The 24,994-nt window shown below is 55.9% G+C and carries 30 protein-coding genes; 11 read left to right on the top strand and 19 right to left on the bottom strand.

Annotation, left to right across the window (positions count from 1 at the left end):
* Position 1: 1 nt before the first annotated feature.
* Positions 2-499 (top strand): hypothetical protein, encoded by a 498-nt coding sequence (locus tag E3E30_RS00275; protein ID WP_167728055.1) that lies wholly within the window; start codon positions 2-4, stop codon positions 497-499.
* A gap of 183 nt (positions 500-682) precedes the next feature.
* Here the strand turns inward: E3E30_RS00275 and E3E30_RS00280 are convergent, their stop codons facing one another.
* The 5 genes from E3E30_RS00280 to E3E30_RS00295 form a co-directional block, all read right to left on the bottom strand.
* The gene (locus E3E30_RS00280; RefSeq protein ID WP_167728056.1) at positions 683-1,828 is read right to left on the bottom strand and encodes a M1 family metallopeptidase; all 1,146 of its coding nucleotides are present in this window, start codon (positions 1,826-1,828) and stop codon (positions 683-685) included.
* Positions 1,821-2,357 (bottom strand): GNAT family protein, encoded by a 537-nt coding sequence (locus E3E30_RS00285; protein ID WP_167728057.1) that lies wholly within the window; start codon positions 2,355-2,357, stop codon positions 1,821-1,823. Before E3E30_RS00285 ends, E3E30_RS00280 begins: the two co-directional genes overlap by 8 nt.
* A 124-nt stretch (positions 2,358-2,481) precedes the next feature.
* A complete protein-coding gene (locus E3E30_RS00290; protein WP_167728058.1) occupies positions 2,482-3,405 on the bottom strand; it encodes a hypothetical protein in 924 nt (307 codons plus the stop codon).
* A 20-nt stretch (positions 3,406-3,425) separates the two neighbouring features.
* On the bottom strand, positions 3,426-3,734 hold the full coding sequence (locus E3E30_RS11275; protein WP_240922479.1) for a hypothetical protein: 309 nt from the start codon (positions 3,732-3,734) through the stop codon (positions 3,426-3,428).
* Positions 3,735-3,737: 3 nt separating this feature from the next.
* Entirely contained in the window at positions 3,738-4,634 is an 897-nt protein-coding gene (locus E3E30_RS00295) for an MFS transporter (RefSeq protein WP_240922481.1), read from the bottom strand.
* A 74-nt stretch (positions 4,635-4,708) separates the two neighbouring features.
* On the opposite strand from E3E30_RS00295, the gene E3E30_RS00300 reads away from it, so the two are divergent.
* Both E3E30_RS00300 and E3E30_RS00305 read left to right on the top strand, forming a co-directional pair.
* On the top strand, positions 4,709-5,374 hold the full coding sequence (locus E3E30_RS00300) for a carbon-nitrogen hydrolase family protein (RefSeq protein ID WP_167728059.1): 666 nt from the start codon (positions 4,709-4,711) through the stop codon (positions 5,372-5,374).
* A 3-nt stretch (positions 5,375-5,377) separates the two neighbouring features.
* A complete protein-coding gene (locus E3E30_RS00305; RefSeq protein WP_167728060.1) occupies positions 5,378-5,839 on the top strand; it encodes a dual specificity protein phosphatase family protein in 462 nt (153 codons plus the stop codon).
* 39 nt (positions 5,840-5,878) lie between these two features.
* On the opposite strand, the gene E3E30_RS00310 is transcribed toward E3E30_RS00305, so the two are convergent.
* Both E3E30_RS00310 and E3E30_RS00315 read right to left on the bottom strand, forming a co-directional pair.
* On the bottom strand, positions 5,879-7,039 hold the full coding sequence (locus E3E30_RS00310; protein WP_167728061.1) for a PLP-dependent aminotransferase family protein: 1,161 nt from the start codon (positions 7,037-7,039) through the stop codon (positions 5,879-5,881).
* A 109-nt stretch (positions 7,040-7,148) separates the two neighbouring features.
* Entirely contained in the window at positions 7,149-7,712 is a 564-nt protein-coding gene (locus E3E30_RS00315; protein ID WP_167728062.1) for a nitroreductase family protein, read from the bottom strand.
* 198 nt (positions 7,713-7,910) lie between these two features.
* Here E3E30_RS00315 and E3E30_RS00320 point away from each other — a divergent pair, with 198 nt between their 5' ends.
* Positions 7,911-8,705 carry a hypothetical protein gene (locus E3E30_RS00320; RefSeq protein WP_167728063.1) on the top strand — a complete coding sequence of 265 codons (795 nt, stop codon included), beginning with the start codon at positions 7,911-7,913 and terminating at the stop codon, positions 8,703-8,705.
* Entirely contained in the window at positions 8,695-9,540 is an 846-nt protein-coding gene (locus E3E30_RS11220; RefSeq protein WP_206205052.1) for a hypothetical protein, read from the top strand. The genes E3E30_RS00320 and E3E30_RS11220 overlap by 11 nt, the downstream gene beginning before the upstream one ends.
* 134 nt (positions 9,541-9,674) lie before the next feature.
* Here the strand turns inward: E3E30_RS11220 and E3E30_RS00330 are convergent, their stop codons facing one another.
* Together E3E30_RS00330 and E3E30_RS00335 are read right to left on the bottom strand one after the other, a co-directional pair.
* Positions 9,675-10,283: a hypothetical protein gene (locus tag E3E30_RS00330; RefSeq protein ID WP_167728064.1), complete on the bottom strand. Its 609-nt coding sequence runs from the start codon at positions 10,281-10,283 to the stop codon at positions 9,675-9,677.
* A 30-nt stretch (positions 10,284-10,313) separates the two neighbouring features.
* The gene (locus tag E3E30_RS00335) at positions 10,314-10,535 is read right to left on the bottom strand and encodes a hypothetical protein (protein WP_167728065.1); all 222 of its coding nucleotides are present in this window, start codon (positions 10,533-10,535) and stop codon (positions 10,314-10,316) included.
* Between the two features lie 134 nt (positions 10,536-10,669).
* Here E3E30_RS00335 and E3E30_RS00340 point away from each other — a divergent pair, with 134 nt between their 5' ends.
* Positions 10,670-11,497 (top strand): hypothetical protein, encoded by an 828-nt coding sequence (locus tag E3E30_RS00340; protein WP_206205053.1) that lies wholly within the window; start codon positions 10,670-10,672, stop codon positions 11,495-11,497.
* On the opposite strand, the gene E3E30_RS00345 is transcribed toward E3E30_RS00340, so the two are convergent.
* Positions 11,494-12,243 carry an MBL fold metallo-hydrolase gene (locus E3E30_RS00345; RefSeq protein ID WP_167728829.1) on the bottom strand — a complete coding sequence of 250 codons (750 nt, stop codon included), beginning with the start codon at positions 12,241-12,243 and terminating at the stop codon, positions 11,494-11,496. The two genes, E3E30_RS00340 and E3E30_RS00345, sit on opposite strands and share 4 nt — an antisense overlap.
* Before the next feature lie 138 nt (positions 12,244-12,381).
* Between E3E30_RS00345 and E3E30_RS00350 the strand changes: the two genes are divergently transcribed.
* Both E3E30_RS00350 and E3E30_RS00355 read left to right on the top strand, forming a co-directional pair.
* Positions 12,382-14,016 carry a CGP-CTERM sorting domain-containing protein gene (locus E3E30_RS00350; protein ID WP_240922550.1) on the top strand — a complete coding sequence of 545 codons (1,635 nt, stop codon included), beginning with the start codon at positions 12,382-12,384 and terminating at the stop codon, positions 14,014-14,016.
* Between the two features lie 27 nt (positions 14,017-14,043).
* Positions 14,044-14,505 (top strand): Mut7-C RNAse domain-containing protein, encoded by a 462-nt coding sequence (locus E3E30_RS00355; protein WP_167728830.1) that lies wholly within the window; start codon positions 14,044-14,046, stop codon positions 14,503-14,505.
* On the opposite strand, the gene E3E30_RS00360 is transcribed toward E3E30_RS00355, so the two are convergent.
* From E3E30_RS00360 to E3E30_RS00380, 5 genes are read right to left on the bottom strand one after another with little or no spacing between them, the layout of a single operon-like run.
* Positions 14,499-15,488 (bottom strand): ABC transporter ATP-binding protein, encoded by a 990-nt coding sequence (locus E3E30_RS00360; protein WP_167728067.1) that lies wholly within the window; start codon positions 15,486-15,488, stop codon positions 14,499-14,501. The genes E3E30_RS00355 and E3E30_RS00360 overlap by 7 nt on opposite strands.
* Entirely contained in the window at positions 15,481-16,440 is a 960-nt protein-coding gene (locus E3E30_RS00365) for an ABC transporter ATP-binding protein (RefSeq protein WP_206205076.1), read from the bottom strand. The genes E3E30_RS00360 and E3E30_RS00365 overlap by 8 nt, the downstream gene beginning before the upstream one ends.
* 5 nt (positions 16,441-16,445) lie before the next feature.
* A complete protein-coding gene (locus E3E30_RS00370; RefSeq protein ID WP_240922483.1) occupies positions 16,446-17,300 on the bottom strand; it encodes an ABC transporter permease in 855 nt (284 codons plus the stop codon).
* A 4-nt stretch (positions 17,301-17,304) separates the two neighbouring features.
* Complete coding sequence (locus tag E3E30_RS00375) at positions 17,305-18,327, bottom strand: ABC transporter permease (protein WP_167728069.1); 1,023 nt, start codon at positions 18,325-18,327, stop codon at positions 17,305-17,307.
* Positions 18,328-18,363: 36 nt separating this feature from the next.
* Complete coding sequence (locus E3E30_RS00380) at positions 18,364-19,953, bottom strand: ABC transporter substrate-binding protein (protein WP_167728070.1); 1,590 nt, start codon at positions 19,951-19,953, stop codon at positions 18,364-18,366.
* A gap of 156 nt (positions 19,954-20,109) precedes the next feature.
* Here E3E30_RS00380 and E3E30_RS00385 point away from each other — a divergent pair, with 156 nt between their 5' ends.
* A complete protein-coding gene (locus tag E3E30_RS00385) occupies positions 20,110-20,823 on the top strand; it encodes a 6-hydroxymethylpterin diphosphokinase MptE-like protein (RefSeq protein ID WP_167728071.1) in 714 nt (237 codons plus the stop codon).
* Here the strand turns inward: E3E30_RS00385 and E3E30_RS00390 are convergent.
* Both E3E30_RS00390 and E3E30_RS00395 read right to left on the bottom strand, forming a co-directional pair.
* Positions 20,820-22,127 carry an ATP-binding protein gene (locus E3E30_RS00390; protein WP_167728072.1) on the bottom strand — a complete coding sequence of 436 codons (1,308 nt, stop codon included), beginning with the start codon at positions 22,125-22,127 and terminating at the stop codon, positions 20,820-20,822. The genes E3E30_RS00385 and E3E30_RS00390 overlap by 4 nt on opposite strands.
* 131 nt (positions 22,128-22,258) lie before the next feature.
* Complete coding sequence (locus E3E30_RS00395; RefSeq protein ID WP_167728073.1) at positions 22,259-23,086, bottom strand: hypothetical protein; 828 nt, start codon at positions 23,084-23,086, stop codon at positions 22,259-22,261.
* A gap of 265 nt (positions 23,087-23,351) precedes the next feature.
* Between E3E30_RS00395 and E3E30_RS00400 the strand changes: the two genes are divergently transcribed.
* Both E3E30_RS00400 and mobB read left to right on the top strand, forming a co-directional pair.
* Positions 23,352-23,567, top strand: coding sequence for an LSm family protein (locus E3E30_RS00400; protein WP_042690762.1), 216 nt, complete (start codon positions 23,352-23,354; stop codon positions 23,565-23,567).
* A 9-nt stretch (positions 23,568-23,576) separates the two neighbouring features.
* Positions 23,577-24,311, top strand: coding sequence for a molybdopterin-guanine dinucleotide biosynthesis protein B (gene mobB, locus E3E30_RS00405; protein WP_167728074.1), 735 nt, complete (start codon positions 23,577-23,579; stop codon positions 24,309-24,311).
* On the opposite strand, the gene E3E30_RS00410 is transcribed toward mobB, so the two are convergent.
* Complete coding sequence (locus E3E30_RS00410; RefSeq protein WP_167728075.1) at positions 24,298-24,780, bottom strand: PIN domain-containing protein; 483 nt, start codon at positions 24,778-24,780, stop codon at positions 24,298-24,300. The two genes, mobB and E3E30_RS00410, sit on opposite strands and share 14 nt — an antisense overlap.
* Positions 24,777-24,977: a hypothetical protein gene (locus tag E3E30_RS00415; protein ID WP_167728076.1), complete on the bottom strand. Its 201-nt coding sequence runs from the start codon at positions 24,975-24,977 to the stop codon at positions 24,777-24,779. The genes E3E30_RS00410 and E3E30_RS00415 overlap by 4 nt, the downstream gene beginning before the upstream one ends.
* Between the last annotated feature and the right edge of the window lie 17 nt (positions 24,978-24,994).

A 24,994-nucleotide genomic window follows, 5' to 3' on the forward strand; every position in this document is an offset into this window, starting at 1 on the left:
TATGGTGAACGGGAAGGTTGGAGCACCGGAGAAGCTGGAGGAACTCCTGAACGAGATTGTTGAGGAGATGAGGAACGCGAAGACGCCGGAGGAGCTTGAGGTTCTCAGGAAGAAGGCGAGAGTGCTTGAAGACCTCATCGAGGCCTACGAGGGCGACAAGGATTTGGAGAAGATACCCCTCCTCATGGAGAAGGTTGGCGACATGGTGGAGGACATCCTCCAGCCGCTGAAAGAGCTCCTCAACGAGCTCTACAGCCCGGAGAGGGTTCAGGCAATGGGTAGGAGCGTGGCGGAGTTCTACAAGAACCTCGTCGAGGCAGGGATGGACAAGGAAGCGGCGCTTGAGCTCACCAAGGAGTACATGGACTCGATAAACCCCGGCAAGAAGCTCATGGAGATGCTCGGCGGCCTTATAAAGGGGCACGGCGGAAGGTTCCAGGTTCCAGGCTTTCCTCAGGGGTTTGGAGGGGAGAAAAAGACCGACGGGGGTAGTGAATGAACCCTCTTTCCTTTCTCCGCTTTTTTCTCCGCCTTCCATCGCTCGCGTTTAAAATCGCCGGTCTCGTAAGGATAACCAACCGGGCGAGGCGGAGCTTTAAGCGTGTCCTCAGGGCTGAGGGCCTTCCCGAGGACGTGGTGGATGAGCTTGGAGAGCATTTCTCCCCACAGCTCCCGTCTCTTTTCAAACGGTAACCTCAATGCCCGCGACCTCTTTCACGATTCTCCTGAACCTCTCGAAGCCCACTTTCTCCTCTTTTAGGAGCCTCCTTAGGACGTCGTAGAAGGCATCACCTGCCCGCCGGTGGAGCTCGTACAGAATCAGCGCGCCCTTCGTGTAGGAGAGCTCCCAGAGGCCGAGCCTTCCCCACTCCGACGGTCTGAGCTTCTCCGCCTCTGGAAAGCGCCTAACGATGACCTCGTAGTCCCTTTTCAGGCCCTCGATGAAGCGGTTGAACGCTTCCTCGCCGTGTATCTCCCTAATCGCCAGCGCCGTCAGGTAGTTGGCGAAGGCCTCGTCGAAGAATCTGCTCAGGTGAGCCTCGGGCGTTGCCCTCGGGTTCCAGAGGTGGGCGAGCTCGTGGTATAGGTTTGTGGGTATCTCGGCCCTGAGCGAGCTTCCGGTGACGAGCGCGTAGCCCTTCCCGGCCTGTCCGCCGTAGTTCTCCGGCGTCTCGATGACGGTGAACTTATCAGCTCTGCGCCCCAAGATGGATGAATAAAACCCGTATGCCTTCTCAAGCAGTTTGAGCGTTCTTTCAATTCCTTTCTCGCCCAGAACGAAGAGCCTGAAGGGCTCCTCTTCAATCACTGTGAAGGGCGCTATGGCAATGTCGAGCCTGTTTGTGCCCTCGATTCTCAGCCGGTTCCCGCATATTTCTCCACCAAAAGCGACCACCAACCCCTCTGGAACGCCCTCAACCGTTATTTCCGCGTTAAATTCGGGGCCCACGACCGACTTGATGATGCTTTCAAAGTCTGGCTCCGACGGGATTGGATAAAAGAGCGAGTCCGTTCTGAGTAGGGTGTACCCCCGGCTTATGGAGTCCTTGAGGTAGGGGAGGACGCTTTCATAGCTCTCAAGCCTTCCCAAATAGTTAAGCTCGACTTCCTCGAGCGGTTCTTTAAGCCGAATGACGCTGGCCTTGAAGGTCTCAAACCCCCTCAGACCCTCCAAGCGACATGAAAACGGGACGCTCGCGGAGTCCACTCTCAAGCCCCTGTTGAGGAGGAAGGTTCCCGCTTTTCCGGCCAGCTTTAACTTCGCCTCTGCTTCCAGCGTTCCCCTCTCGAAGTTGAGATTCAGATGGAGTTCCAAGCGCTTAATCATTTTCATCCCTTCTGAACTTCTCGTAAATCAGCTCGTCTAAGTACCTCCCGTCGCTCCAGACGTGCTCCCGGAACCGTCCGCTCAATGAGAAGCCGTTCTTCTCGAGAACCCGGATTGAAGGAATGTTGTCGCTGTGAACCTTCGCCCAGACCTTGCGCAGGTTTAGGTGCCTGAAAGCGTATTCGCAGAGGAGCCTCACGACTTCCGTTCCATAACCCTTTCCCCTCTCCTCCGGTGCGAGGTAGTAGAACAGCTCACCCCATCTCGCGCTCCAGTTGACCCAGTTGAAGCCCGCGATGCCTATGAGAGTCCCATCGTTTTTGATGATGGCAAAGGCAGGCGCCTTTTCCTTGTTCTTCTTCAGCTCCTCGTAGAATTCCTCCTCTTCCTCCGGGAGTGTGAAGTAAGCAGAGTTAAAGAAGTTCCTGACCGTGTTTCTCTCGTTGTACCATTCCCAGCTTTTCCTAAGGTCTTCTTTGAGTAGTATTCCCAGAGAGACCTTTTCTCCCCTGAGGACTACCGGTCGCATGAAAATCCCCAATTATTACAACGCGAAAGAGTTTTAAGCGTTTTCCATGACGTTGGTTTCAGTGGTGCCGATGAACCCGCTCGCGGTCTTCACTTTGGCTTTGCCTATGCTGGAATAAAGGCCATTAGGAGGAGAGGCGGGCGATGACCATCTCCCAATCCTCCGTCACGCCCACTACAATGCCCTCCCCCAAAACCTCGACCCAGCCGTTCTCCCAGAGCTCCCGAACCTTTAGCTCCTTTCCGCCGGCGATTTCAACGACGACCGCGTTCCCTTCGAGCTCGCCGCCAATGAGGAGCTTATTTTTGAGGGGCAGAAGCGAGGTCGCGCTACCCTTCCCGAGCTCAACATCCCTTTTACCAATCCTGAGCCAGAAGTTCTCCCCGCGGTAGCCGGCCAGGACGAGTTCTCCGTTCCAGGAGCAGGCCGTCAGCGCTATCCCCTCCGCAAGGGCTTCCTCGCCACGAAGCTCGCCGTTTTCATCGAAGTCAAAGGCTCTAACCTCCCAGCACCCATTTTTGACGCTCCCGATGAGCTTTAGGCCGTTCCCTGATGGAAGAAGAGCCGTGAAGAGGACGTCGTCCCAGCTTCCAAAATCTTTCAGCCAGAGGAGCTCGCCTTCCGGGGAGACCTTCCCCACGAAGAAGCCCCTGTTTCCTGGCCTCCCGGTTTCGTCCGCTATGATGATTCCATCCCCCGCGGGCAGGATTGAGTGAACGGCCCCGTTGCTTCTAACGTCGAGCTTCAGCTCCCAGAGAACGTTTAAGTTCCCATCAAGTCTCGCGAGGTAGGCCTTCCAGCCCTCGCCGCCGTCTGGCGTTGCAATTCCCTCGACCGCCCCGCCGATGAGGTAGCCGTCGTCGAGCTTAACCCCGCTGTGGCCCTCCCAGTCGTTCTCTCCAGCCAAAAAGCGGGTCTCAACTATCTCTTCCCCGTCGAGCCTTGCGAGCATTATCCTGTAGTTTTTCCCGTCGTGGACGATTCCAACGAGCAGGTCGCCGGCGAGGGCGACGGGAACTGTTTCGGTGCCGAAGGAGTATGTTCTCATTTTACAAGCCTCCCGTTCCTTCAATGTTCCCGTTTAATGTGCCCCACTTTAAGAACTTCTCCCAAAGGTCCCAGAACTTCAAGCGCCTTCACGAGAAGGCCGAGCGCGAGAAGGCCGAGTGCAAAGACCAGCCTCGCCTTCGCAAGCCCGAGGGCGTTCACGGCGAAGCCGTAAACCGTGTAGAAGCTCCCCATGGTCAGAGCCGAGACCATCGAATCGGCCGAGAGTATCGTCGCCCTCTTCTCGCTCGGGAGCCTGTGTTGAAGCTCTATCGCAATGTTGAACTGAAAGGCCGTTGAGACGACCGTTGCGACGACGCCGAGGAGCACAATTCAGAGCGGGTTTTTGTAGAGGACCGACAAAATCGTCAGGATTGGGACGAGAACAGGGGCGACCGAATAGAGCCTGAGGCTCCACGAGTCCCGTATTCTAATCCCAATGAACTTAGGGAGGGTTCTCACCGTAACCTCGGCTATTCCAAGGAGTCCGAGGGTTCCTGTTAGGGTCGTGCCGAGGTAGATGGCCAAAACCCTGCCGAGGTACGGCTCGAAGAACTTCCTGAACTGGTTGGTCTCCAGCGAGACGAGGATTGAAACGGCAACGAGCGGGAAGATTCTTCCGCTGAAAAGCTCCCTGAAGGCCCCGAGGGTGTGCTTTCCGTAGCTCTCCCTAACCGGCTCGAACCCGTACTCCGGAATTGAGAGCGCGAGAATTATCATCGCAACCTCGATGATGAAAGAGAGAACCAGCGGAAGGGTGAATCCGTAGAGCTGGGCGAGGAAGGCGCCTATTAAGAGCGTCAGAGCCGAGACGGGAATCGTCAGGCTCTTGGTGCCCTTCATGAACTCCCGGAACTCCCTCTCCCTGCCGAGATGCCTCATGGTGTCGAAGAGCCACGCCTGCAGGCTCCCGCTGACGAAGGCAACGCTCAGGGCCATCAGAAGGGCATAGAGGAGGAGCATTGCAAAGCCGTTGAGGAATATCAGAACGAGGGTGGCGATGGCGTTCAGCGTCAGCCCGATTAGAACGCTCAGCTTCCTGCTTACCCGGTCTCCAACTATGCCCGTGGGCACCTCGAGGAGGACTATTCCCCACGCTGTAAGGGCTGTGGCGAGTCCTATCTGGGCGTAGCTCAGCCCCTTGGAGAGGTAGTAGATGACCACGAGGTTCCCAAGGAAGCCTGTGTGCATCAGCACCATCAGGAGCCGGTAGCGGTTGAGCAGTTCCATGGCTACCCAACATCCAACACCTTCGGTTCTCAAAAACTTTATGTCGGTAAAGGACTACAACCCGCGGTGGGAGAATGAGGGTAGCGCTAATCCCGATGCGCATTGAAACTGGAAACTTCGAGGCCAACTGGTGGGAGTTCGAGAAACGCTTTCGAGAGGCGCTGAAACACAGGCCTGACTTCCTCGTCTTTCCCGAGTACTGCCTGACCGGCTTTGAGGAGTGGGACTTCAGCGGGGCGGGGCTTTACGGCGAAATTGTGGCGAGGGTGAGCAAGCTTGCTAGGAAGGCGGGCGTTTACATCGTATTCGGCCTTTTGGAGCCCTACAAGAACTGTATCTACAACTCGGCCCTCCTCATCGGGCGCAACGGTGAGGTTCTGCTGAAGCACCGCAAGTTTCAAGAACCGTACAAGTTCTGCACCGGCAACACGGTGGTGACGGCAAGAACGGAGTTTGGAAAGGTGGCGGTAATCATCTGCGGCGACCTGTACAACAAGAGGATAGCGAAGTGGGTTAAGCGGAAGAGGCCGGATTACCTGTTCGTGCCGATGGAGTACTCGCCTGACTACGGGGAGCTTAACGAGGAAGACGTTGAAGCGATGGCTGAGCGGGTGAAGTTGCTCGGCGTTAGAACCTTCATCGTCAACAGCTACCCTCCGGGAGGCGCGTGGGTCTTTGACGAAAACGGTAAACTTATAGCCTGCTCCCGCGGTGAGGAACACCTGATTGTGGGGGTGTAGGGTATGTATCCCTCCGCGGTCTTCGTCGATGAGAACGTCGCCTTCTCGCGGATGCCTGTGGAGAAAGAACTGGACGAAGTTGCCGAAATCTTCGACGCCGTGGTGGTCTTAGTTGAGGACTTCGAGCTCCCGTATTCGCTTGATGAGTGGGAAAAGAGGGGGGTCGAGGTATTTCACAGTCCAATTCCGGACTTCAGCGCCCCTCCTTTGAGCCAGCTCCTTGAAATCCTCCGCTGGATTGAAGTGAAGGTTCTGGAAGGGAAGAAAGTCCTCGTCCACTGCCTCGGTGGGTGCGGGCGGAGCGGTACGGTAGCGGTCGCGTGGCTGATGTACTCCAAGCGTTTGCCCCTCGAACGGGCCCTCTCCGAGGTTAGGAGGCTCAGACCGTGTGCAGTTGAGACTCGAGGACAGCTTGAGATACTCCAGAGACTTGGGGAGACACTATCTTTGGGGAAGATTATCTAACGGAGTTATCCCCAGAAACCTTGTGGCCTGGGGGTCACGTTAAGTGAGGAGCTCAGCCAGGAGCCTCACACCCTCGCGTATCCTGTCAATCTGCTCAAACGTGAAGTTCAGCCTCATCTCGTCCCTCCTCGGGTCGAGGGCGTAGAACGCGCTCCCCGGGACGTAGGCCACTCCCCGCTTTACTGCCTCCTCGAGGAGCTCGTCCGTGTTCTTCGCCGTCCTCAGCCACACGAACATCCCGCCCTCGGGCTCCGTCCACTCGACGTTTTCGGGCATGAATTCCTCGAGCGCCTCAAGCATCGCCTCCATCTTGGGCCCGTAGGCCTCCCTCAGCCTCTCTATCTGCCGCTCGAGGAGACCCTTCTTCATGAAGAGAAGCGTCACGTGCTGGCCGAAGCTGTTGGTGCAGACGTCGGCGGTCTGCTTGGCCACTTCGAGGCGCTCCATGAGCTCTTCCGGCGCGTTCAGCCACGCTATCCTGAAGCCGGGCACGAAGACCTTGGAAAAGCTCCCGAGGTAGACGGTCCTGTCGGGCGCAAACGCCCTAACGGCTTTGACGGCCTTTCCTCTGTATCTCAGCTCGCCGTAGGGGTTGTCCTCCACGATGAGGAAGTCGTAAGCTTCGGCGAGCTCGGCAAGGGCATTTCTGCGCCCCTCGCTCATCGTAACCCCCGCAGGGTTCTGGAACGTCGGCACCGTGTAGAGGAGCTTAACGGTTTTTCCTTCGGCCTTCAGCCTTCTCAGCAGGTCTTCAAGCCTTTCAATGTCAATCCCCTCCCCGTCGAGCGGCACCTGCTGGAAGTCCGGCTCGTAAATCTGGAACGTGTTGAGGGCCACGAAGTATGTAGGTGCTTCAACTATAACCACGTCGCCCGGGTTCACGAAGGTCCTTGCGACGGCGTCAATCCCCTGCTGGGAGCCGTGGGTCACCATGATTTCATCCGCGGAGGTTCTGACGCCCCACCTCTCCATGTAGCGCGCTATCTCGTCCCTGAGCTCCTTCAGCCCGAGGGTGGAGCTGTACTGGAAGGCAAGGGGATTTTCGCTCGCCTCTGCCACGAGCTCCCTCAGCTCCTCCATCGGAAAAAGTTCTGGGCTCGGGACGCCGCCGGCAAAGGATATGACCTCCCCTCCGCTTATAAGCGACAGAACCCTCCTGAGGGCGCTCGTATCAACATTTTGAATTCTCCGAGAGAACATGGCATCACCTAAGCTTGGAGTTTTGACTTAAAAATGATAAACCTTTTCGAGTTTCTCTGGTAAAAATGACAACGCAAAGCTGTGGAGGAGCCCGACTTTCGCCGTTCTGTCAAAACCCGTTGAAGCTCACGACCTCCTCAAGCTTTTTCCTCTCGTACTTCGGCTTCGGGTCGGCAGGATACCCAACGGGCAGAATCGTCTGGAGCTTGTAATCCTGCGGGACGTTCAGGAGCTCCTCGACCGGCTTCGGATTTGGTGGAGTGTATGTTACAGTCCCGAGGCCGAGCTCTTCGAGCGCGAGGAGTAGGTATCCTACGGCAATCCAAGTTGATTGAAGCCAGTACGGCGCTTTGGTATGGCCGAAGACGAGAATCAGATATGGTGCCTCGCTGAGGAACGGCTTCTCCGGTTTGAAGCCCTTGGCGTTGAGCCACGCCATCAGGTCGCCCTTCGTCCTTGAGTAGAACTTCTCCTCTTCTCTCTCGCAGAGCTCCCGTATTTTCCCCTTCAGCCAGTCGTCGTCAATAACAACAAACCTCCAGGGCTGGGCGTTCATTCCGCTCGGCGCTTCCTTTGCAGCCTTTAGGGCCTTTAGGATGTCCTCCCTCGGCGGTTTATTCGGAAGAAAACTCCTCACGGTCTTCCTTCGCCTCGCCAGCTCAAGGACTCGCATGGCATCACCGGGATAAAATAGGGGTCGGCAGTTTTAGGGGTTTTGTATACCCAGACAGAAATTACACCCTGCCGTGGGAGACCTGTAAGGCTTGGCCAGCTTACCGCCCGGACCAATATGGATGGGCAGGTTCCGTACGCTTCAGAATTTGACTGAAACCTTTTTACCTTCTTTCCGTTTATGAATCGGGGGAGTGACATGGGGACCACGTATTATACCCTCGCCGTGTTCGATAAACCGTGGGAGGAAGTACTTGAGAACCTCCCCCGCGAGTTCAGGTACACCCGCGAACTCGCATACCAGCGGGAGGAAAGGGAGGAGCACCTGAAGTTCATCTTTGACATGAGGGGCTTTAGACTTGTTGCAGTGGGGGAACTGCACTACGAGCTGAAAACCACCGAGGGAGACTCCCTTGACTGGCTTGAGGTTGAAACGTACTCGAAGGATGACATAACACTCCTCCAGATTGGAGTCTCCACTGGCATGTGGATGTTCGTCCTGAGCTCTGAACTAATAAAGTTCCTCGGAAAGCTGATGCGGGCCGGGGCGGTCCTCATCTGCGGTTACACGGACGACCACGACCTCAGAGATGCAGGCTTTGAAGAAGATAACCAGTTCCTCCTGTACGAATGGTTGGTCAAAACCGTTAAGCTCGGAAAGCTTGAGGTTCTTCCATCTGGCCTTACCCTAGTGAAGAAAGAACTCCTCGACCTTGAGGACGGGCTCTATGAGTTACTTGAAAGGCCCTGGAGGGAAGAGGGGGAGTACGTGCTCATTAAAAGTCTGGACAGCTACAAACTGCTCGTTTCAATTAGGGAGAGTGATTTAACCGACGAGGAGTGCTATCGCGACCTCTTAGAGGACAAAGCATGGTTCAGTTTGAAACTCGTTGGACTTCCCCTTAAGCGCATTGGCCAGAAGGTCGGGAACGAAGAACTGCTTAAAAGGGCCGAAGAGTTCTTCAGGGCGCAGGTGATGGAGAATGGGCGTTGACCACTACGTTTATCTCTTCTTTGACAGGATGCTGGACGAAGTGCTTAACATCGTCAACAAGCTCGGCAGGGTAACCTTTAAACCCGTCGACTGGGAGTTTGAGGAGAAAATAAGACAACGGCTCGTCCGGGAGTGGTACAGACACGGGATAAAAGTGCCCGAGCCGGTGAGGGTGTACTCGGGGGTGCTCTTCCCGAAGCGCTGCATCAAAACGATTGAGGGAAAGGAAATCCGTGATATGGACTTCTCGATTTACCGCGTTGGCTGGCTTTCGGTTCTCGAGCTACACCCCAACCCGAGGAGCTGGTGGTGGGACGCCTACAGCCACGAGATGATTGCATTCCTGAGGCAGTTTTTCAAATGGAACGTCCTCCTGATTGCCGGCCTGAACGACTGGACGGACCTCCAAGAGGCACTCGGGCTCGACGATATGGAGCTCTTCGTTGCCCGGCTCGCCGAGTGGACGGCCCTCGGGAGCCTGCCCGTTGTTCCTTCCTCCCTTACGCTGGCTAAAGGGAACCTTCTGGACATCGGCTACGGCCTCTACAGGTTTTTCCTCCCGGAGAGGGAGCGCTACGGCTACGTTCTCGTGGAACCCCTCGATGGCTACACCGTCACGTGGGTTGCCGGAGCCGTGGACTTCCGCGACCCCGAGGAGGTCTGCGACGCCTTCGGTGAGGGGATGGGGCTCTCACTCGATTTAACGGGGGCTTCATTGCTTCCGCTGGAGGAGCTTGAGCCCGTCCACGATGATGAGCTGCTTTCCCTCGTCAGGAAAACCTTCCGCGCCCACGTCACCGGGAACTACGACCTCCTGCCCTGCGGGAAAAGATGATGTCCTTTTTGGGAAAAGGTAAGCAGCGGGAACTTCACCTCCCATCTACCCCACACGCAAGCGGCCAGCTCAAGTAACGGCCTGTAAAGCCCTATGAACATGCCATCTCAATTCGAGGTGCCTTTTCCCCGGCCTCACAGGGGTTCTGACCGGCCTCCAATACCAGAACTCCTCAGCCTCCCGGCGATACCCCTCAGCCACAGGTAGAGCACCGCCAGGGGATAGAGGGGTTTTGGAACCGCGTAAAAGATAACACCCTCGGGGGTTCTCCAGGGCAGGAGCCTGTAAAACCCCGGGTTGAGCCCCTTCGCCCGCAGAAGCTCCTTTTCGTACTTCAGGTGAACCTCGATGACGGTATCGAGGGCCCTCTCCGAGGCCTCGTGGCGTTTCCTCAGGGTCTCAACGAACTCCTCGCATGTTTCCGCGTTCTCGTCTTCGAAGAGAAAGTCCTCGAATACGAGCCGCCTCTCCCGCCATCTTATCCTTCTGCAGAGCTCTAGCATCAGGTCGTAGTATTCGAGGTCGTGAACCCTGTAGAGAACCCTTGAGAGCATGTAAGTTCTCCAGGAGCGTCCCTTAACTCGAAGGGCCCATCCGAACGCTTCAGAGAGAACCTTCCTCCTCTCTTCTTCGCCATCCAGACAGCCCAAAACTTTCAGCAGGACTTCGACCTTCTTCTCCGGTTCTGGAATGAGGTGAACTCTCCTCCACACTCTGCGGGCGCGCTCGGGTGTGCACTCCACTAGGTATTCCTCAAAAATCCGCTCGAGTCCCTATGAAATATCATCGGGGGCATCGATGAGTGATAGAACCGTATTGACTGCCCTGTCAAGCCCATCCCTCTGAAGGAAAGCGAGTGCAAGCTCCACAACGTTATGGGTGTAGTTGAGCAGCTTCATTTCGTCAAGCCCCGCTCGGTTCACGCTCCGGAGCATTGTCTCCGCATCTTCGAGCCTTCCTGCGGTTATAAGCTCCCCAACCCCCATCCTCGTCACCCGGATTTTGTGATTCCCCGTAGTACTTTAAAAAGTGTTATTCGCACATAGCTCTGCGGTAGTTAATAATCTTTTGGTCGTGGTGTAAAGTCAGCGACCGCAAGCCCTTTATTCTCCCACCCCAATTGCCTTTGATGACCCGGAAGCTTGCTCTGCTCGCGCTCTTATTCATCCTCCTCGTTGCCATTCCCCTAATCGAGCCCCCGGCCCGAGCTCCTACCCCCGAGGCCTCCGCGATGAGGGCCTTCCTCCAGTCCCAGTACGTCCCCGAAGCGGGCCTCCTGAGGGCTTCCGTGACCTCCTATCCGGATAACGAGACGATATGGCTCGCCAACGACAACATTCTGGCCGTTAGGGCGCTGAAACTCCTCAACTCAACTCTCTGGAGGAACGTGAGCCGTTCACTCGCGGCCTACGGCGTTTCCTACAACGGCAGGGTTGACCCCCTCCTCGGCAGACCCCTCGACGGCTTTTATTGCCCCGAGGTCAAAACGCTCGGCAGGGTTAATTCGAAGAGGTTCAACGCGACCTTCACGCTGAAGCTCGAAACCGCGAACCGCTCGTGCGTTATGCGCGACTGGCGCTCCTACGCCGATTTGGTCGTTTACGGTGCCTTGAGCGACCTCCTTCGGGGGAAGAGGGATGAAGCGTTTCGCCTCTACTCCCGTCTGCTCTCCATGTGGGATGGCAGCGGTTTCAGGGACAGGGCCTTCTCCGGCGTCTACCAGTCCTACAAGTGCGCCCTCTTCGTCTACCTCTACCGGGCCCTTGGAGAACCGGAGGAGGGAAGAAGCGTTTACCTATCCTGCTCCCGGATTCTGACGGCGCTCCAGTCGAAGGACGGCGGGATTGTGACGGGCTACGAGGTCAAAGATGGGAGGATAATTCCCGTCGGAGACCCGAACACCGAGACGACCTCCATAACAGCGATAGCCTTTCTCGGGTTTCTGGAGGATGACTAAACGTAGAAAACCATGCCGTCGTAGGCAACTAAAACCCTGTTCCCCCACCTCTTCCGCACGTAGTCGGTTAGCTCAAGGAACGGCAGGTTCTTGTGGGAGATGTGGCTCAGAACGGTTCTCTCAGCTAATCTAAGTCCGAGCTCGGCCGCTTCGTCAACGTTGTTGTGGTAGGGGTCGTCGAAGCCGGGTGGATAGGTGGCATCCACAATCGCCAGCCTGAGCGGGGCTTTCTTTTCTAAAAACTCCCGCGTCTCCTCAGGAAGGCCCTTGGTGTCGTAGAGCAGAGCAACGCCCTTTCCGTCCTCCTCGATGAGGTAGCCGAGGGTTTCAACGCCGTGGTTGAGCTTTAACGCCGTAATCCTCAGCGTGTCGAGCTCGACCGTTTCGAAGGGCCTGAGCGTTCTCGGGCGGAGGTTCTTCGGGTCCTGCAGGATTAGCGCGTCGGCGCTCCCCTCCGGTGCATAAAGAACCGTCTCCCTTGCCATCCAGCGGAGCTTGTAGAGCCCGTAGATGTGGTCGTGGTGCCAGTGGGTCAGGAAGATGGCCTCAAGCGGGACGTTGAGGAAGTCCCTTATATCGGTCCCGACGTCGAAGAGAACGGCCTTCCCCTTGCCAGTAATTACCGCGAGCGTTGAGGGCTTCCTCTGGGCGAAGCCGAACTTTCTCGCCTCGTTGCAGGTCGAGCAGGTGCAGAGATGAGCAGGAATCCCCTCGCTTCCGCCGGTGCCGATGAAGTAGACGAGCATAATGACCACCGGTTTTTTTATTTTATGGTTGTAAAATAAGGTGTGCGCTTATAAAAGTTGTCCCCCTGAGCTAGTGGGGTTTCCACGGCGATGCCAATGTTTTTATACCGCTTGTTCCTTGTATTGGTGGTGAATGGCATGAAACGTTACATACCGATGATTTTACTGATGGTCCTAATCATCTCATTAAGCCTGCCATTCGTTCAGTCTCAGCCCTGCGTCATGGACCCGGTTCAGGTTCAGACCGACGTTTTCTCGAACGGCACGACGGCAGTGATAAGACTGGTCATCTACCCTTACACCATCCTCAACGGCCCCCTTGAGGACTGGGACGATTACCTGGCCAGAATCGAGTTCGAACCCGACTTGGTTAGGAGCACGCTTTACCTCTTGAACTCCAGCGGGTTCTACTACCTCAACGAGACAATTTTTCCAGCGGGGGTTCAGGTTGTTAATGCCACATTCTCCCGCGACTGGTATCTGTGGGGGCGCGACACCATACACGGCATTCTTTACGCCTACAGAGTCGACACGAATAAGATGTGCGCCGTTAGAGTTTCGGACGTTCCGGAATCCGGGAACCTTCTTCCCGTGCTTTCCCCGACCATAAAGAACGGGAGCGTGGAGTTCTCCGGCGGCGGCTTCTCGTTCTTGATTCCCAAAGACCTCCTCGACCGCTACGTCCTCGACTGGATTCAGCCTTACCTCCGGGCGGTGCCTGTGAGAAACGGTTACTTAATCTACCTGCCGGGCTGGTCGCTGATGGGATTTAACGGCACCTTCGTGTTCACGGCATCCTCTGGGAACCCCAACGAATTTGGCAACAGAACGATTCCTTACGAGAAGGTTCCGCCGATTGTAATATATTACTCTGGCTCGAACCTAACCCCTCTCGCGGTTAGTGTTCCTGAGGTTCCCTCGAGGGGGATTGAGCCAAAAAGCGTTCACATAGGTTTCTGCCATAGGGGAAGCTGGGAGAGGTTTCTTCCGAAGATTCCGACCAGCGAGAGCGAGGATGCGGTTATTGCTTCGAACATTTTCATAGGCTTCTTTAGCTCCAAAGGGGGGAGTTACGTAGAAGTTACAGAGGACCGTTTCGTTAATCCGTATCCCCCCTCGCCAAGACCGACGTTAAAGGAGTATCTCTCCGGGCTTGTCTACAACACCACCGTTGACCGCTATTACCGCATTGAGGGAAACAAGCTCGTTAGAGTGGAATGGGTGGAGCCGGGGAAGATGCAAGGGGTCTACTGGTTCGATGACTTTCTCAATAACGGCTCGGTTGCCTTCATAGAACCCCGGCCCAATCCGAGGAGGCTGTACCTGCCCCTGAAGACCCTCCTCAAGTTCGCGCCCAACCGGGAGCTTGTGAAATACCTCTACGTCATCCCCCTGAACGACGGATTCATAGTGTACTACTGCTGTCCCAGGGTCGTCTTCTTTAACGGCACCTACTACTTCTCCCCTCATTTCAGCGGTGACTACACCATGACCCTTCGCGAACTTCCACCTCTTATCGGCTATATCTCCAAAAACGGTACCGTTTATACCTATCCGCTTCTTCAGCCGAGGCTCGACGAAAAGGGCTGGCTTTACTACGTCTTCATGAGGGGAAGCGCGCCGATTCGGCCCGTTGAAGAAGCACCTTCAAACGTCTCGACGACCACGGGAAGCACAACAATCGCCACCAGCGAGCAGGTGAACGAAAAGCTCTGCGGGCCCGCCTTCATCGTCCTCCTAACGGTTCTGCCCCTGCTCCGCAAACGCCTTTAACCCCATTTCCAATTTTTTCCGATGCGAATGAGGTTCATCGCCGACATGATGCTCGGAAGACTCGCCCGCTGGTTGCGCCTCTACGGCTACGACACACTCTACGGAATCGAGGACGACGACGAGATAATCGAGGTTGCCCGGAAAGAGGGCAGGGTAATCCTCACCAAGGACGTCGCCCTTGCAGAGAGGGCTGAACGGCTCGGCGTCAAAGCTTTCCTGCTACACTCCAACTCGCTTGAGGGGCAGGTTGAAGAACTGAAGCGCCTCGGCGTCCAGTTTGGGGAGCTCTTTCCATCTAACGCGCGCTGTCCGAAGTGCAACGGGCCCATAAAAGCGGTTCCAAAGGAAGCCGTTAAGGGCAAGGTTCCACCGGGGGTCTACGAGAATTACAACGAATTCTACGTCTGCCAGAACTGTGGACAAATCTACTGGTCCGGAAAACAGTGGAGGGAGATGCTGAAAATGGATAAAAAGCTGAGGGGTCAGTGAAGCGGGTGGTGGCAGGCGACGAAGTGGTTGTGGCTAACCTCAACGAGCTCCGGCTCCTTTGTTCTGCACTCCTCGGTCGCGAACGGGCACCTCGGGTGGAACCGGCATCCGGGCGGAACGTCCACAGCGTTCGGGACCTCGCCCTTCACCCTGAACTTCCTGCCCTTCTTCCTGCGCGCTATCGAGGGAACGGCGTCTATGAGGGCCTTCGTGTATGGGTGAGCCGGGTTCTTCAGCACCTCGTCGGTCGGCCCAATCTCGACTATCTTCCCGAGGTACATCACAGCTATCCTGTCGGCTATGAGCTTTCCGACCGCTATGTCGTGGGTTATGAAGAGCTGGCTGAGGTTGTACTCCTCCCTGAAGGACTCAAGGAGCTCGAGGATTGAGGCGCGCATTGAAACGTCTATCATCGAGACCGCTTCATCGGCGACCACGAACTCGGGCTTGAGTATCATCGCCCTCGCTATGACGACGCGCTGCCTCTGGCCGCCGCTGAGGTGGTGCGGATAGCGCTCGTAGAACTCCTCCTCCGGGGTTAATCCGACGCGCTTGAGCATCTTTAGGGCTATCTCCTTGGCCTCTTCCTTCTCCGCGAGGCCGTGAACGAGGAGCGGGTGCGCTATGGCGTCGCCAATTTTCATCCTCGGGCTCAGGCTTGAGTATGGGTCCTGGAAGATAATCTGCATCCTCCGCCTGAAGGGCCTCAGCTCCTCCTGACTCAGCTTCGTTACCTCAGTCCCGTCGAAGACTATCCTCCCGTCGGTCGGCTCTATCAGTCTGAGCACCGTCCTCCCGGCGGTGGTTTTTCCGCAACCGCTTTCGCCGATGAGAGCCAAGACCTCCCCGCGCGCTATCTCGAAGCTTATTCCGTCAACGGCCTTCACGTACTTCGGTGGGACTTTCTTCAGTGACTCGATGAGGCTTCTCCTGACAGGGAAGTACTTTTTGAGGTTCTCGACTTTTAGGAGTGGCTCACTCATCCTTTGCACCCCCTGGGAAGTGGCAGGCGACGAAGTGATAGCGCTCTACCTCCCTCAGCTCCGGCTCCTCCGCGTCGCAGATGCCGGCTTTTGCGAGCGGGCATCTCGGGTGGAAGCGGCAGCCCTTCGGCGGGTTCCTGAGGTCCGGCGGATAGCCGGGTATCGCCTTGACCGGCCTCTCGCTCCACAGGTCCGGGACCGCCTCTATCAGCGCCTTCGTGTACGGATGGAGCGGGTTCTCGACTATCTGCTCAACCGTTCCGAGCTCGACGAGCTTGCCCGCGTACATCACCGCTATCCTGTCGCTCCTCTCAACCGCGAGCGATATGTCGTGGGTTACGAAGTAGATGCTCGTCCCCTCGGCCTTCATCTCGTCGAGCAAATCCATTATCGAGTCCTGGACGATGACGTCAAGGGCAGTCGTCGGCTCGTCCGCTATGAGGAGCTTCGGCCGGAAGGCCATCGCAATCGCGATGCTGACGCGCTGTCTCTGGCCACCGGAGAGCTGGTGCGGGTAGTAATCGAGCCTGTCGGGAGGCAGATTAACCCTCTGGAGGAGCTCCTTGGCCTTTTCCCTCGCCTCATCCTCTGGGACGCCGTGGACGGTCATGGCCTCAATCATCTGGTCGCCTATCGTCCGCAGGGGGTCGAGGCTCGTCATCGGGTCCTGGAAGACCATCGTCATTTCTTTTCCCCTGATTTGCCTCAGCTCCTCCTTGGAGAGCTTGAGTATGTCCCTTCCCTCGAAGATTACCTCGCCGGAGACGACCTTTCCCGGTGAGGGAACGAGGTTCATGACCGCATGTGCCACCGTTGACTTCCCGCTCCCGCTCTCGCCGACGAAGGTTATCCACTCTCCCTCCTCGACGTTGAAGCTGACCCCTTCGGCGCCCTTAACAACTCCGGAGAGGGTGTAGTAGTAAACGCTAAGGTTTCTGACCTCAAGGAGCATTTTCATCACCTCGTTCCAAGGGAGAGCCTCTCGTTGATGGCCTCTCCAATCATGGCAAAGCCCATCGCGAGGAGCATTATCATGACTCCTGGGAAGAAGGCCAGCCACCAGTAGCCGTCGAGCAGGAAGGGCTGTCCAACGCGCAGGTCGTAGCCCCAGTCGGGCGTTGGCGGGGTTACAGAGAGCCCGAGGAAGCTCAGACCGGCTTCCGTCAGTATGGCATCGGCGACGCTGAGAGTGAAGACGACGAGAACCGTCGGCAGGACGTTGGGGAGGATGTACTTCTTCATTGTCTCCCAGTCCTTGACGCCGAGGGCCCTTGCGGCCTCGACGAAGAGCTGACCCTTCAGGCTGAGCGTCTGCCCGCGAACCATTCTGAAGTAGGTTGGCACGTAGACGAAGCTTATCGCGACTGCGGTGTTTATCGGGCTCGGGCCGAGGACGACGGCGATGACTATGGCTAAGATGAGCGACGGGAAGGAGTAGATGCTGTCCATTACCATGCTCAAGACCCTGTCTATCTTGCCCCCCCGGTAGCCCGAGAGCAGGCCGAGGGGGACGCCTATGACTATTGAGAGCGTCGTCGCAACGGCAACGACGTAGAGGATTACGCGCGAGCCCCAGACTATCCTTGAAAAGACGTCCTGGCCGAGGTTGTTGGTTCCCATCGGGTGCTTCCAGCTCGGGGGCTGGAATACGTCGGCGCTTATCTCCGTCGGGTTGTGGGGCGCTATCCAGGGCGCGAAAATCGCCATCAGGATTACGATGAGCACTATGGAGAAGCCGAATATGAAGAGGCCCCTCCCGGGCTTCCTCTCGCGGAGGAGCTTGACGAACCCTTCGATGACCATCATTGCCATCACCTCAGTACTCCACCCTCGGGTCGAGGAGGGCGTAGATGACGTCGACGATGAGGCTGATTACGCCGACGAAGAAGGCGAACACTATCACCGCTCCCTGTATCGAGTTGTAGTCGCGGTAGCTTATCCTGTCCATTATGAACGTTCCCATCCCCGGCCAGTTGAAGGTCGTCTCGGTCAGAACGGCTCCGCCGAGGAGTATCGCGAACTGGAGGCCCATGAGCGTGACGACGGGAATGAAGGCGTTCTTGAGCGCGTAGAGCAGGACCTTTCTATCGGGAACGCCCCTCGCTTTGTAGGCCCTCACGAAGTCCTGACTGAGGACGTCAACGAGGTTGTTTCTCACGAGCCTCGTGTAGGCACCGCTGAGCACTATTCCGAGGGTGAGGCTCGGCAGAATCAGGTGTTCGAGCACGCTTCCGAGGGCCGTCCAGTTGCCCTGGATTATGCTGTCGAGGATGTAGAGGCCCGTTATCGGGTGGAACGACGTTATCGATGGGTCAATTCTGCCCGAGGTCGGCAACCAGTGGAGCTTGACGCCGAAGAGGTACTGGAGCATCATGCCGAACCAGGGAATGAAGAGGGTGTAGGCCACTATGCTGTAAACTCTCATCGCGGTGTCGGTTTTCGTGCCCTTTTTTACGGCGCCGAGGACGCCTGTCGCTATTCCGAGGAGCACGCTGACCGTGAAGGCGAATATGGTCAGCTCTATCGTCGCGGGAAGGCGGAGCGCTATGTAGCTCGAAACGGGCTTGCCCATCGGCGAGGCGAGCGTAACGCCCAAGTCTCCGTGGAGCATCTTCCAGAGGTAGTCGAAGTACTGGACGTAGAGGGGCTTATCGAGGCCGGCCAGGTGTTCGAGGTGCTTCAACTGCTCTGGAGGGATGTTCTTAGTTCCGACAACGGCTAAAATCGGGTTTCCGGGAAGGATTCTCAGGAAAAAGAAGACAATCGTGTAGAGGATGAGTATCATCGGGATTATCATTAAAGCCCTGATAAGGATGTACCTGCCGAGTCCCCTTGCCATTCTATCACCTCACTAAAGTGGGAAAAGAAAAGGAAATCACTCCTTGTAGAGGGTGGAGTAGCGGAATATCATGTCTGGGCCGATTACGACGCCCTTGACGTTCTTCTGGGTAACGACGAAGAGCTTGCCCTGGACGAGCGGTATGTAGGGAACGTCCTGGGCGAGTATCTGCTGAACCTGCTCGTAGAGCTTGGCCCTCTCGTTCTGGTCGGTTATGGTCTGGGCCTTCCTGAGGAGCTCGTTCACTGTCGGGTTCTCGTAGCCGGTTCCGGCCCAGCCGTTGGCGTCGCTGTCAAGGAACGGCGTGGTGTAGTCGTCGGGGTCGAGGTAGTCTGGGTACCAGCCGAGGAGGTAGACCATCATCTGGCCCTTCCTCGCGTAGTCGGTGTAGGTGTTCCACTCGGCGCTCTTGATGGTGACCTTAATCATTCCGGTCTTCTCCCACTCGCTCTTGAGAACCTGAGCCAACGAGGCTTCGGTGTCGCCGTAGTGGGTCGGCGTGTACCAGAGGGTTATCTGGAGCGGGTTGCTCTCTGAGTAGCCGGCCTCCTGGAGGAGTTTCTTCGCCAGCTCGATGTTGCCGTCGCCGTACTTATCCTTGAATACGTCGAGGTGGCTCCACATTCCGTTCGGAATCAGGCTGTAGAGGGGCTCAACCGTTCCCTGGTAGACTATCTTGGAAATCTCGTTCCTGTCAACGGCCGCCGCGAGGGCCTGCCTGACCTTTACCTCCTTGGTCGGGTCAATCTTGGTGTTCAAACAGACGTAGCGGATGAATCCACCGGGAACCTCGATGACGTTGAACTTTCCGCTCTCCTTGAGGCTCTTTATGTCGGTCGGCCTCAGCGTCCTCCAAGCTACATCAATCTCGCCGTTCTGAAGGGCAAGGCGCATGGTTGAGGCGTCGTTGTAGAACTTGATGATTATCTTCTTGGTCTTCGGCTTCTCGCCATAGTAGTAGGGGTTCGCCTCGAGGACGAGCTCCTGGTCGCGGACCCACTTGACTATCTTGTAGGGCCCGACACCTCCGTAGGTGGCGTCGCTGTCAATCTTGTCGTTGTCGTACTTCGGGCTGACCGGGAAGTAGGGTGGAGTTGTTAGGAGCGCGAGGAAGTAAGCGGTCGGGTGCTTGAGGTAGAAGACGACCGTGTAGTCGTCCTTGGCCTCGACCTTCTCGACGAAGCTCGTGACGAGCCAGGAGGGGTCGCCCTTAATGGTCATTACCCTGTTTATGCTCCTGACGACGTCCTTCGCCGTCAGGGGAGTCCCATCTGCGAATTTGGCGTCCTTCCTGAGGTGGAACGTCCAGACGGTTGAGTCCTTGTTAACCTCCCAGCTCTCCGCAAGGGCGGGCTCTATCTCAAGTGTTCCCGGCTTGTACTTGACAAGACCTTCCATGACGTTGTTGAGAACCTCCCACGTGTAGAAGTCGTAGGCGTTCGCGGGGTCGAGGTCGGTTACTTTGTCGGTAACGCCGATTATTATCGTGTCCTTCTCCGAGCCCGTTGCCGTTGGGGTCGAAGAGGGGCTCGTTGAAGAGCTACCACCGCCGCTTATACAGCCGCTGGCCACGACCGAAAAAACAACCAAAAAAACTACCAAAAGTCCAAGCTTTGATCTGCTCATGGTTGTCACCGGGTGTTCCTTTAAGTTCGTTGATGTTTTAAACCTTTCGTGGCTGAATTTGTCTAAACGACAATGGATTAAGCTTTACAAGATTGTAACATGAAGTTGGCTCCATTCCAGAAAACCTTCATAAACCTTCCGTCCAATTGCACGCATATGAAGTGGGAGGACTGGGAGCCCTTCTACCTCCGCATCGTGAGGGAGATGGGCTACTCAATCGAGGAAGACCGGAAGTCGGCTGAGCTACTCCGCTCGCTCCTTCTCGAGGGCGATGAGTACATCCTCCGCGAGGAGCTTGAGGCGGTAATCGGGCGGAAAGCCTACGTTTTCGGCGCGGGTCCGAGCCTTGAGAGGGCCTTGGCCGAGTTCGACTTCTCGGACGGGACGCTCATATCTGCAGACGGGGCGACGACGGCTTTGCTCGACTTCGGCCTCGTTCCCGATGTAATCGTCACGGACCTCGACGGAAGGATTTCTGACATAAAACTCGCCAACGACAAAGGTTCCTTCCTCGTCGTCCACGCCCATGGGGACAACGGAGATAAGCTCGTCTCCTACGTCCCGTTCCTGTCGAGAATCCTCGGCACCTGCCAGACAGAGCCCCTGGACATAATCTACAACTTCGGGGGCTTCACCGACGGTGACAGGGCGGCCTTTTTGGCTGAAGAACTCGGGGCCAGAGAGATAACGCTGGTTGGCTTCGACTTCGGCGATATCGTTGGGAGGTGGAGCAAGCCCTCGCTGAGGGAGCACTCGCCGGTCTGGGAGAGTAAGAGAAAGAAGTTCGAGTTCGCAAGGGAACTGCTGGAGTGGCTGGAGAAAAACGGAAGGGCGAGGATTGAGTACCTTTCCCCGGAGCTCATGGATTAAAATCCTGCCACAAACATCTGCCAGGGATAAAACGCTATCCTATCCCCCACCTCATACTTGCTACCCAATACGATGCCCTTCTTTGCTCCTAGGCGCTCCATACTCCTTTCAACTTGGTCTTTCCTGACCTTGCCGAGGCCGACTTCCACTACGACCTTCTCTCCACCCACCTCGAGAACGAAGTCTGCCCCTCCTTTGCCGGGTTCGTAGCAGAGTTTGCCGTTTCTGGACTTTGCGAGGAGGAACAGATAGAACGCCACGACATCTTCAAGCAACGAGGCAAAGACTTCCTTCTTCCCCAGGCTGAAGCCGGAGCCAAAGAGCAGGGCCGACTTTATTGGGACCGCTATAAACTTTATTTTCGGACTTTTCCGCTTTGCTTTTGAGAGCGAACCGCATGGAAGAATCCTATGCACGAGACCGGCCTTCTCAAGGGCATCAATCAGCTTTATAACGGTTCCTTTGGCCAGACCGAGCGTCTTTGAGAGCCTCTCGTAGCTGAAGCGTTCCCCTTTTGGCGTTGCAAGCAGGTAGAGAAGGTCAAGGGTTTTGTCAAGCGTTTCTGCATCGAACTCGTGCACGTCCCTGAGGTCGCGGTAGATAACCCTGTCGAGCATCGCGGTCAGGCGCTCGTAGACCTCCCACTCCTCCATTTCGAGAATCAGTGGCATCGAGCCGGCCCTTACGTAGAGCTCCACATCTTCCGTTATTGGGGGCATTGAAACTTCCTGTCCCCGAAGGATTTTCCCCATTAGCTCGGGAAGTTCGCAACCGGTTTTGAGGAGGTGGTATTCCCTGAACGTCATCGGAAAGAGCTCCCTGTGCAGTGCCCGTCTCGCAAGGTCCGGGCTCTCCCTGAGCTTTATCGCCGATGAACCGGTGGCAATTATGAGGAACCGCCTCTCATCATGGAGGAGTTTGAGCTTTAAATCCCAGTCCCTTTCGTACTGCACCTCGTCGAGCAGTAGCACCGCGTTTTTTGGTCGAACAAGACGCCGGTAGGCGTCAATTACCTCCAACAGTTCCAGACCAAGGGCCTTCAGCCTGTCGAGCGAGAGGTAGAGTATGTTGTTCGGGCTCGTTCTCTTTATGGCCTCAAAGTACAGCTGGGCGAGAAGGGTCGTTTTCCCAACTCCCCTTATGCCGAGCAGAAGAACCGTGTCTGGAGTTCCATTTTCAAGATATGCGTTCAGTTTTGAGGAGAGCCAGGGGTACAGCTCCCTTCTGTGGGGCTTGTTGTACGGAGCGAGCAGGTTTTGGGTGTTGAGGAGGTGCTCCAAAATAAAGTCATCAGGTTGAACCATAACATCACCATTTTGGTCATTTGAATGACCAAATTTATAAAGGTTGCCCAAGGGTGCAAACGTCGGAGTGCTGAAACAGGGACAAAGACGAGAGAGGAAGTGGTTTTACTCTAAAATCAGAGACGGGAGAATCAGCTCAAATCCTTGAGCTTCCTGACCTTTCCGCCCTTTATCTCGACGTAGCCGAGCCTCTTGAGAAGCCTGAGGGTCTCCTCGAAGGAGTCGCGCGAGTAGTTGATGACGAGCGTCCCCTTCGGCGTTGGCACCGCTATCGGCGAGGCCCTCAGGAAGCCCCTGACGAGCTCCTCCTCGGGGATTTTCTTGTCGCCGAGGGCCTTTAGGATTTCCTCCGCGAGGATTGCCCTGCCGACGAGGGCGAAGTAGGCTTTCAGCAGGTAGTCCTCGGGGAAGTACTTGCTCGCTATCTTTCCGAGGGCGTTCACCTTGGCGATGTTCAGCTCAAGGATTTCGAACTCGTGCTCTATGACCAAATCCACGAAGGCGAACTGTTTGACCTTTTCCTCAACCTTTCCGGGGTCGTGGACGAGGTTGAACGGGAACTTGAACTCGAACTTCAGTTCATCGACGTTGATTCCCTCCTTGAGCTTGACGTTGACGCCGTCGTACTCTATTGCCCCGTTGCGGTAGAGCTGGTCGAGAAGCTCAGCCACCCAGAGGCCTTCTTTGAGTAGCTCGTCGGCCTTCTCTCCGGCCTTGAGGTGCTCAAGGACGTGGTTGAGGCTCTCCCTGAACGAGAGGAAGCCCTCTTTGATTGCCTCGACGTCGGCCCCCTCAAGGTTCTCAATCTTCTCCTCGATTTCCCTGAGCGTTCCCTCGATGAGGTAGCCGACGAAGGCCTCGTAGCCCTCCCTTGAGCGGACCTCGAAGCGTATTCCCTCCTTCCTGAGCTCCTCGATGAGCGCGCGCTTAACGGCTTCGTTCTTCGTGACGAGTCTCATGTCACCACCCGAATGGGGAACGGTGGTTTGTTTATATCCTTTTTGAAATCCTGTCTTTCACGGCAGAAGGGCAGGGAAAAGAAAGGGGAGGCGGGTGACGGTACCTGGCCGCGGCCTTTAGTATCACTGATAGTGATACCATATTATCGGCGACCATTGAGGTTAATAAACTTTTCCGTTCTCTTTTCGTCACAGTGTCTTGCTATCGTATCTGGCAACCAGGAAAGTATTAAAAGTCCCTAACATAGCAACGGCGGGGGTGGCCATGAGCGAGAAACAGTACCTGCTCGACAAGACGCTGGAGCGCTGGAAGGGGAAGAGAGTAGCGGTGGGCATTGGAAGCGAGACGAGCTTTTCAGGAATCCTTGAGGATTTTGACGAGGAGGTAATCCTTCTCAAGGAAGTTACCGATTACGCGGGCAACAGGGCCAAGGAGCTGATAGTCAAGATAGACGACCTCAACTGGATAACCCTGCTTTGAGGTGAGAACATGAAGGCCGTTGCCTTCGTCGGCTTCAAGAAGAGCGGAAAGACGACTACGGTTGAGGCCGTCGCGAGGGTTTTGAAGGAGAGAAACTATCGCGTCGCGATAGCGAAGAGTATGCACGCCGACTTCGACAGGGAGGGAAGCGACACCTGGCGGTTCTCGAAGGTTGCCGATGCGGTTCTCGTTAGGGCTCACGACACCGACGCGGTGCTCTTCAAGGCCAAGGACATAAACGCGCTCTTCTCAATGGTTTCGGCTGATTTCCTCCTGCTTGAGGGATTCAAATCGATACAGCACGTCCCCAAGGTGATATGCGCGAGGAGCGAGGAGGACGTTAGAGAACTTAACGACGGCCTCGCCATAGCGGTGAGCGGGGTCATAGCTTCGACGGGGATTAAGGAGATAGACGGCCTCCCCGTTATTGACGCGACGAAGGAACCCGAGAGGCTCGCCGACCTCATCGAGAAAAGGGCATTTATGTTGCCAAACATAGACTGCGGCCTCTGCGGCTTCAAGTGCGCCGAGATGGCGAGGATGATAGTTAGGGGCGAGAAAACGCTCAAGGACTGCGTTGTGCTGAGCTCGAAGCCCAAAGTCACGGTCAAGATAGACGGACAGGTTCTGCCGATGAAGGACTGGGTTCAGGAACTGGTAGAGAAAACGATAAAGGGCATGCTCTCGGCCATGAAGGGCTACCGCGAGGGCAGGAGGATAGAGATAGTGATTAGGGACGAGTAGTTTCCCAAAATGATGGCGGGATAAGTTCTACAACTTCTTTTGCTACTTTAAGGTCTGTGTCAAATGTTGCCAATTTTCTTGCCCCATATTCAAGGGCGGTGGCCACTATCCTCGCATCATGTGGCAGGAGCCTGTAAAATTTCATTAGGACCAGAATCTTGGCCCAGTCACGGGAATCTGGAACAATCATTACGTCGAATTTTTCAAAAACTGCAAGTGCTTGTTTTCCTGTTTCATAAACGAACTCAAGGAGCGAGTCATCTTTTGCAAGCTTCTCTTTGAGGCTGAGCGTGGAATTTATGCCAAAGTTCCTCTTGACTTCTCGCTTGATGATAATGAAAAGGAACTCATCCACAACGGTGTCTGAGGTTATTTTGGGTTCTTTTGACGTCAGTATTTCCTCCGCGAGGTCTGCAAACTCGCCGTTGGTAACGTAGTGATAGAAGACATTCGTGTCGATGAATATCACTGCTCATTCACCTCAGCCCTGAGCCTTCTGAATTCCTCGTTCGTTCCTCCCTCGCCGAACATTCCCCTTCGGACGGTCTTGGCGAGTTCTTTTATCTCCCGCCTTACTTCCTCGGCCTCAAGCAACTCCCGAACCGTTCTAACGTCGAGGTTCCCTATGAGTTTCTTTATCGTAACGTCCTCCATGTTCCGGTTCACCTAACTGTAATTTGGGT

Origin of the sequence: Thermococcus sp. 9N3, assembly GCF_012027685.1 — an archaeon.
Lineage (GTDB): Archaea > Methanobacteriota_B > Thermococci > Thermococcales > Thermococcaceae > Thermococcus > Thermococcus nautili.

What these genes read in the sequence shown, in the direction of transcription:
- E3E30_RS00275 (WP_167728055.1), top strand. Translation starts at nt 2, where the DNA reads ATGGTGAACGGGAAGGTTGGAGCACCGGAGAAGCTGGAGGAACTCCTG.
- E3E30_RS00280 (WP_167728056.1), bottom strand. Translation starts at nt 1,828, where the DNA reads ATGATTAAGCGCTTGGAACTCCATCTGAATCTCAACTTCGAGAGGGGA.
- E3E30_RS00285 (WP_167728057.1), bottom strand. Translation starts at nt 2,357, where the DNA reads ATGCGACCGGTAGTCCTCAGGGGAGAAAAGGTCTCTCTGGGAATACTA.
- E3E30_RS00290 (WP_167728058.1), bottom strand. Translation starts at nt 3,405, where the DNA reads ATGAGAACATACTCCTTCGGCACCGAAACAGTTCCCGTCGCCCTCGCC.
- E3E30_RS00295 (WP_240922481.1), bottom strand. Translation starts at nt 4,634, where the DNA reads ATGGAACTGCTCAACCGCTACCGGCTCCTGATGGTGCTGATGCACACA.
- E3E30_RS00300 (WP_167728059.1), top strand. Translation starts at nt 4,709, where the DNA reads ATGAGGGTAGCGCTAATCCCGATGCGCATTGAAACTGGAAACTTCGAG.
- E3E30_RS00305 (WP_167728060.1), top strand. Translation starts at nt 5,378, where the DNA reads ATGTATCCCTCCGCGGTCTTCGTCGATGAGAACGTCGCCTTCTCGCGG.
- E3E30_RS00310 (WP_167728061.1), bottom strand. Translation starts at nt 7,039, where the DNA reads ATGTTCTCTCGGAGAATTCAAAATGTTGATACGAGCGCCCTCAGGAGG.
- E3E30_RS00315 (WP_167728062.1), bottom strand. Translation starts at nt 7,712, where the DNA reads ATGCGAGTCCTTGAGCTGGCGAGGCGAAGGAAGACCGTGAGGAGTTTT.
- E3E30_RS00320 (WP_167728063.1), top strand. Translation starts at nt 7,911, where the DNA reads ATGGGGACCACGTATTATACCCTCGCCGTGTTCGATAAACCGTGGGAG.
- E3E30_RS11220 (WP_206205052.1), top strand. Translation starts at nt 8,695, where the DNA reads ATGGGCGTTGACCACTACGTTTATCTCTTCTTTGACAGGATGCTGGAC.
- E3E30_RS00340 (WP_206205053.1), top strand. Translation starts at nt 10,670, where the DNA reads ATGACCCGGAAGCTTGCTCTGCTCGCGCTCTTATTCATCCTCCTCGTT.
- E3E30_RS00345 (WP_167728829.1), bottom strand. Translation starts at nt 12,243, where the DNA reads ATGCTCGTCTACTTCATCGGCACCGGCGGAAGCGAGGGGATTCCTGCT.
- E3E30_RS00350 (WP_240922550.1), top strand. Translation starts at nt 12,382, where the DNA reads ATGAAACGTTACATACCGATGATTTTACTGATGGTCCTAATCATCTCA.
- E3E30_RS00355 (WP_167728830.1), top strand. Translation starts at nt 14,044, where the DNA reads ATGAGGTTCATCGCCGACATGATGCTCGGAAGACTCGCCCGCTGGTTG.
- E3E30_RS00360 (WP_167728067.1), bottom strand. Translation starts at nt 15,488, where the DNA reads ATGAGTGAGCCACTCCTAAAAGTCGAGAACCTCAAAAAGTACTTCCCT.
- E3E30_RS00365 (WP_206205076.1), bottom strand. Translation starts at nt 16,440, where the DNA reads ATGCTCCTTGAGGTCAGAAACCTTAGCGTTTACTACTACACCCTCTCC.
- E3E30_RS00370 (WP_240922483.1), bottom strand. Translation starts at nt 17,300, where the DNA reads ATGGCAATGATGGTCATCGAAGGGTTCGTCAAGCTCCTCCGCGAGAGG.
- E3E30_RS00375 (WP_167728069.1), bottom strand. Translation starts at nt 18,327, where the DNA reads ATGGCAAGGGGACTCGGCAGGTACATCCTTATCAGGGCTTTAATGATA.
- E3E30_RS00380 (WP_167728070.1), bottom strand. Translation starts at nt 19,953, where the DNA reads ATGAGCAGATCAAAGCTTGGACTTTTGGTAGTTTTTTTGGTTGTTTTT.
- E3E30_RS00385 (WP_167728071.1), top strand. Translation starts at nt 20,110, where the DNA reads ATGAAGTGGGAGGACTGGGAGCCCTTCTACCTCCGCATCGTGAGGGAG.
- E3E30_RS00390 (WP_167728072.1), bottom strand. Translation starts at nt 22,127, where the DNA reads ATGGTTCAACCTGATGACTTTATTTTGGAGCACCTCCTCAACACCCAA.
- E3E30_RS00395 (WP_167728073.1), bottom strand. Translation starts at nt 23,086, where the DNA reads ATGAGACTCGTCACGAAGAACGAAGCCGTTAAGCGCGCGCTCATCGAG.
- E3E30_RS00400 (WP_042690762.1), top strand. Translation starts at nt 23,352, where the DNA reads ATGAGCGAGAAACAGTACCTGCTCGACAAGACGCTGGAGCGCTGGAAG.
- mobB (WP_167728074.1), top strand. Translation starts at nt 23,577, where the DNA reads ATGAAGGCCGTTGCCTTCGTCGGCTTCAAGAAGAGCGGAAAGACGACT.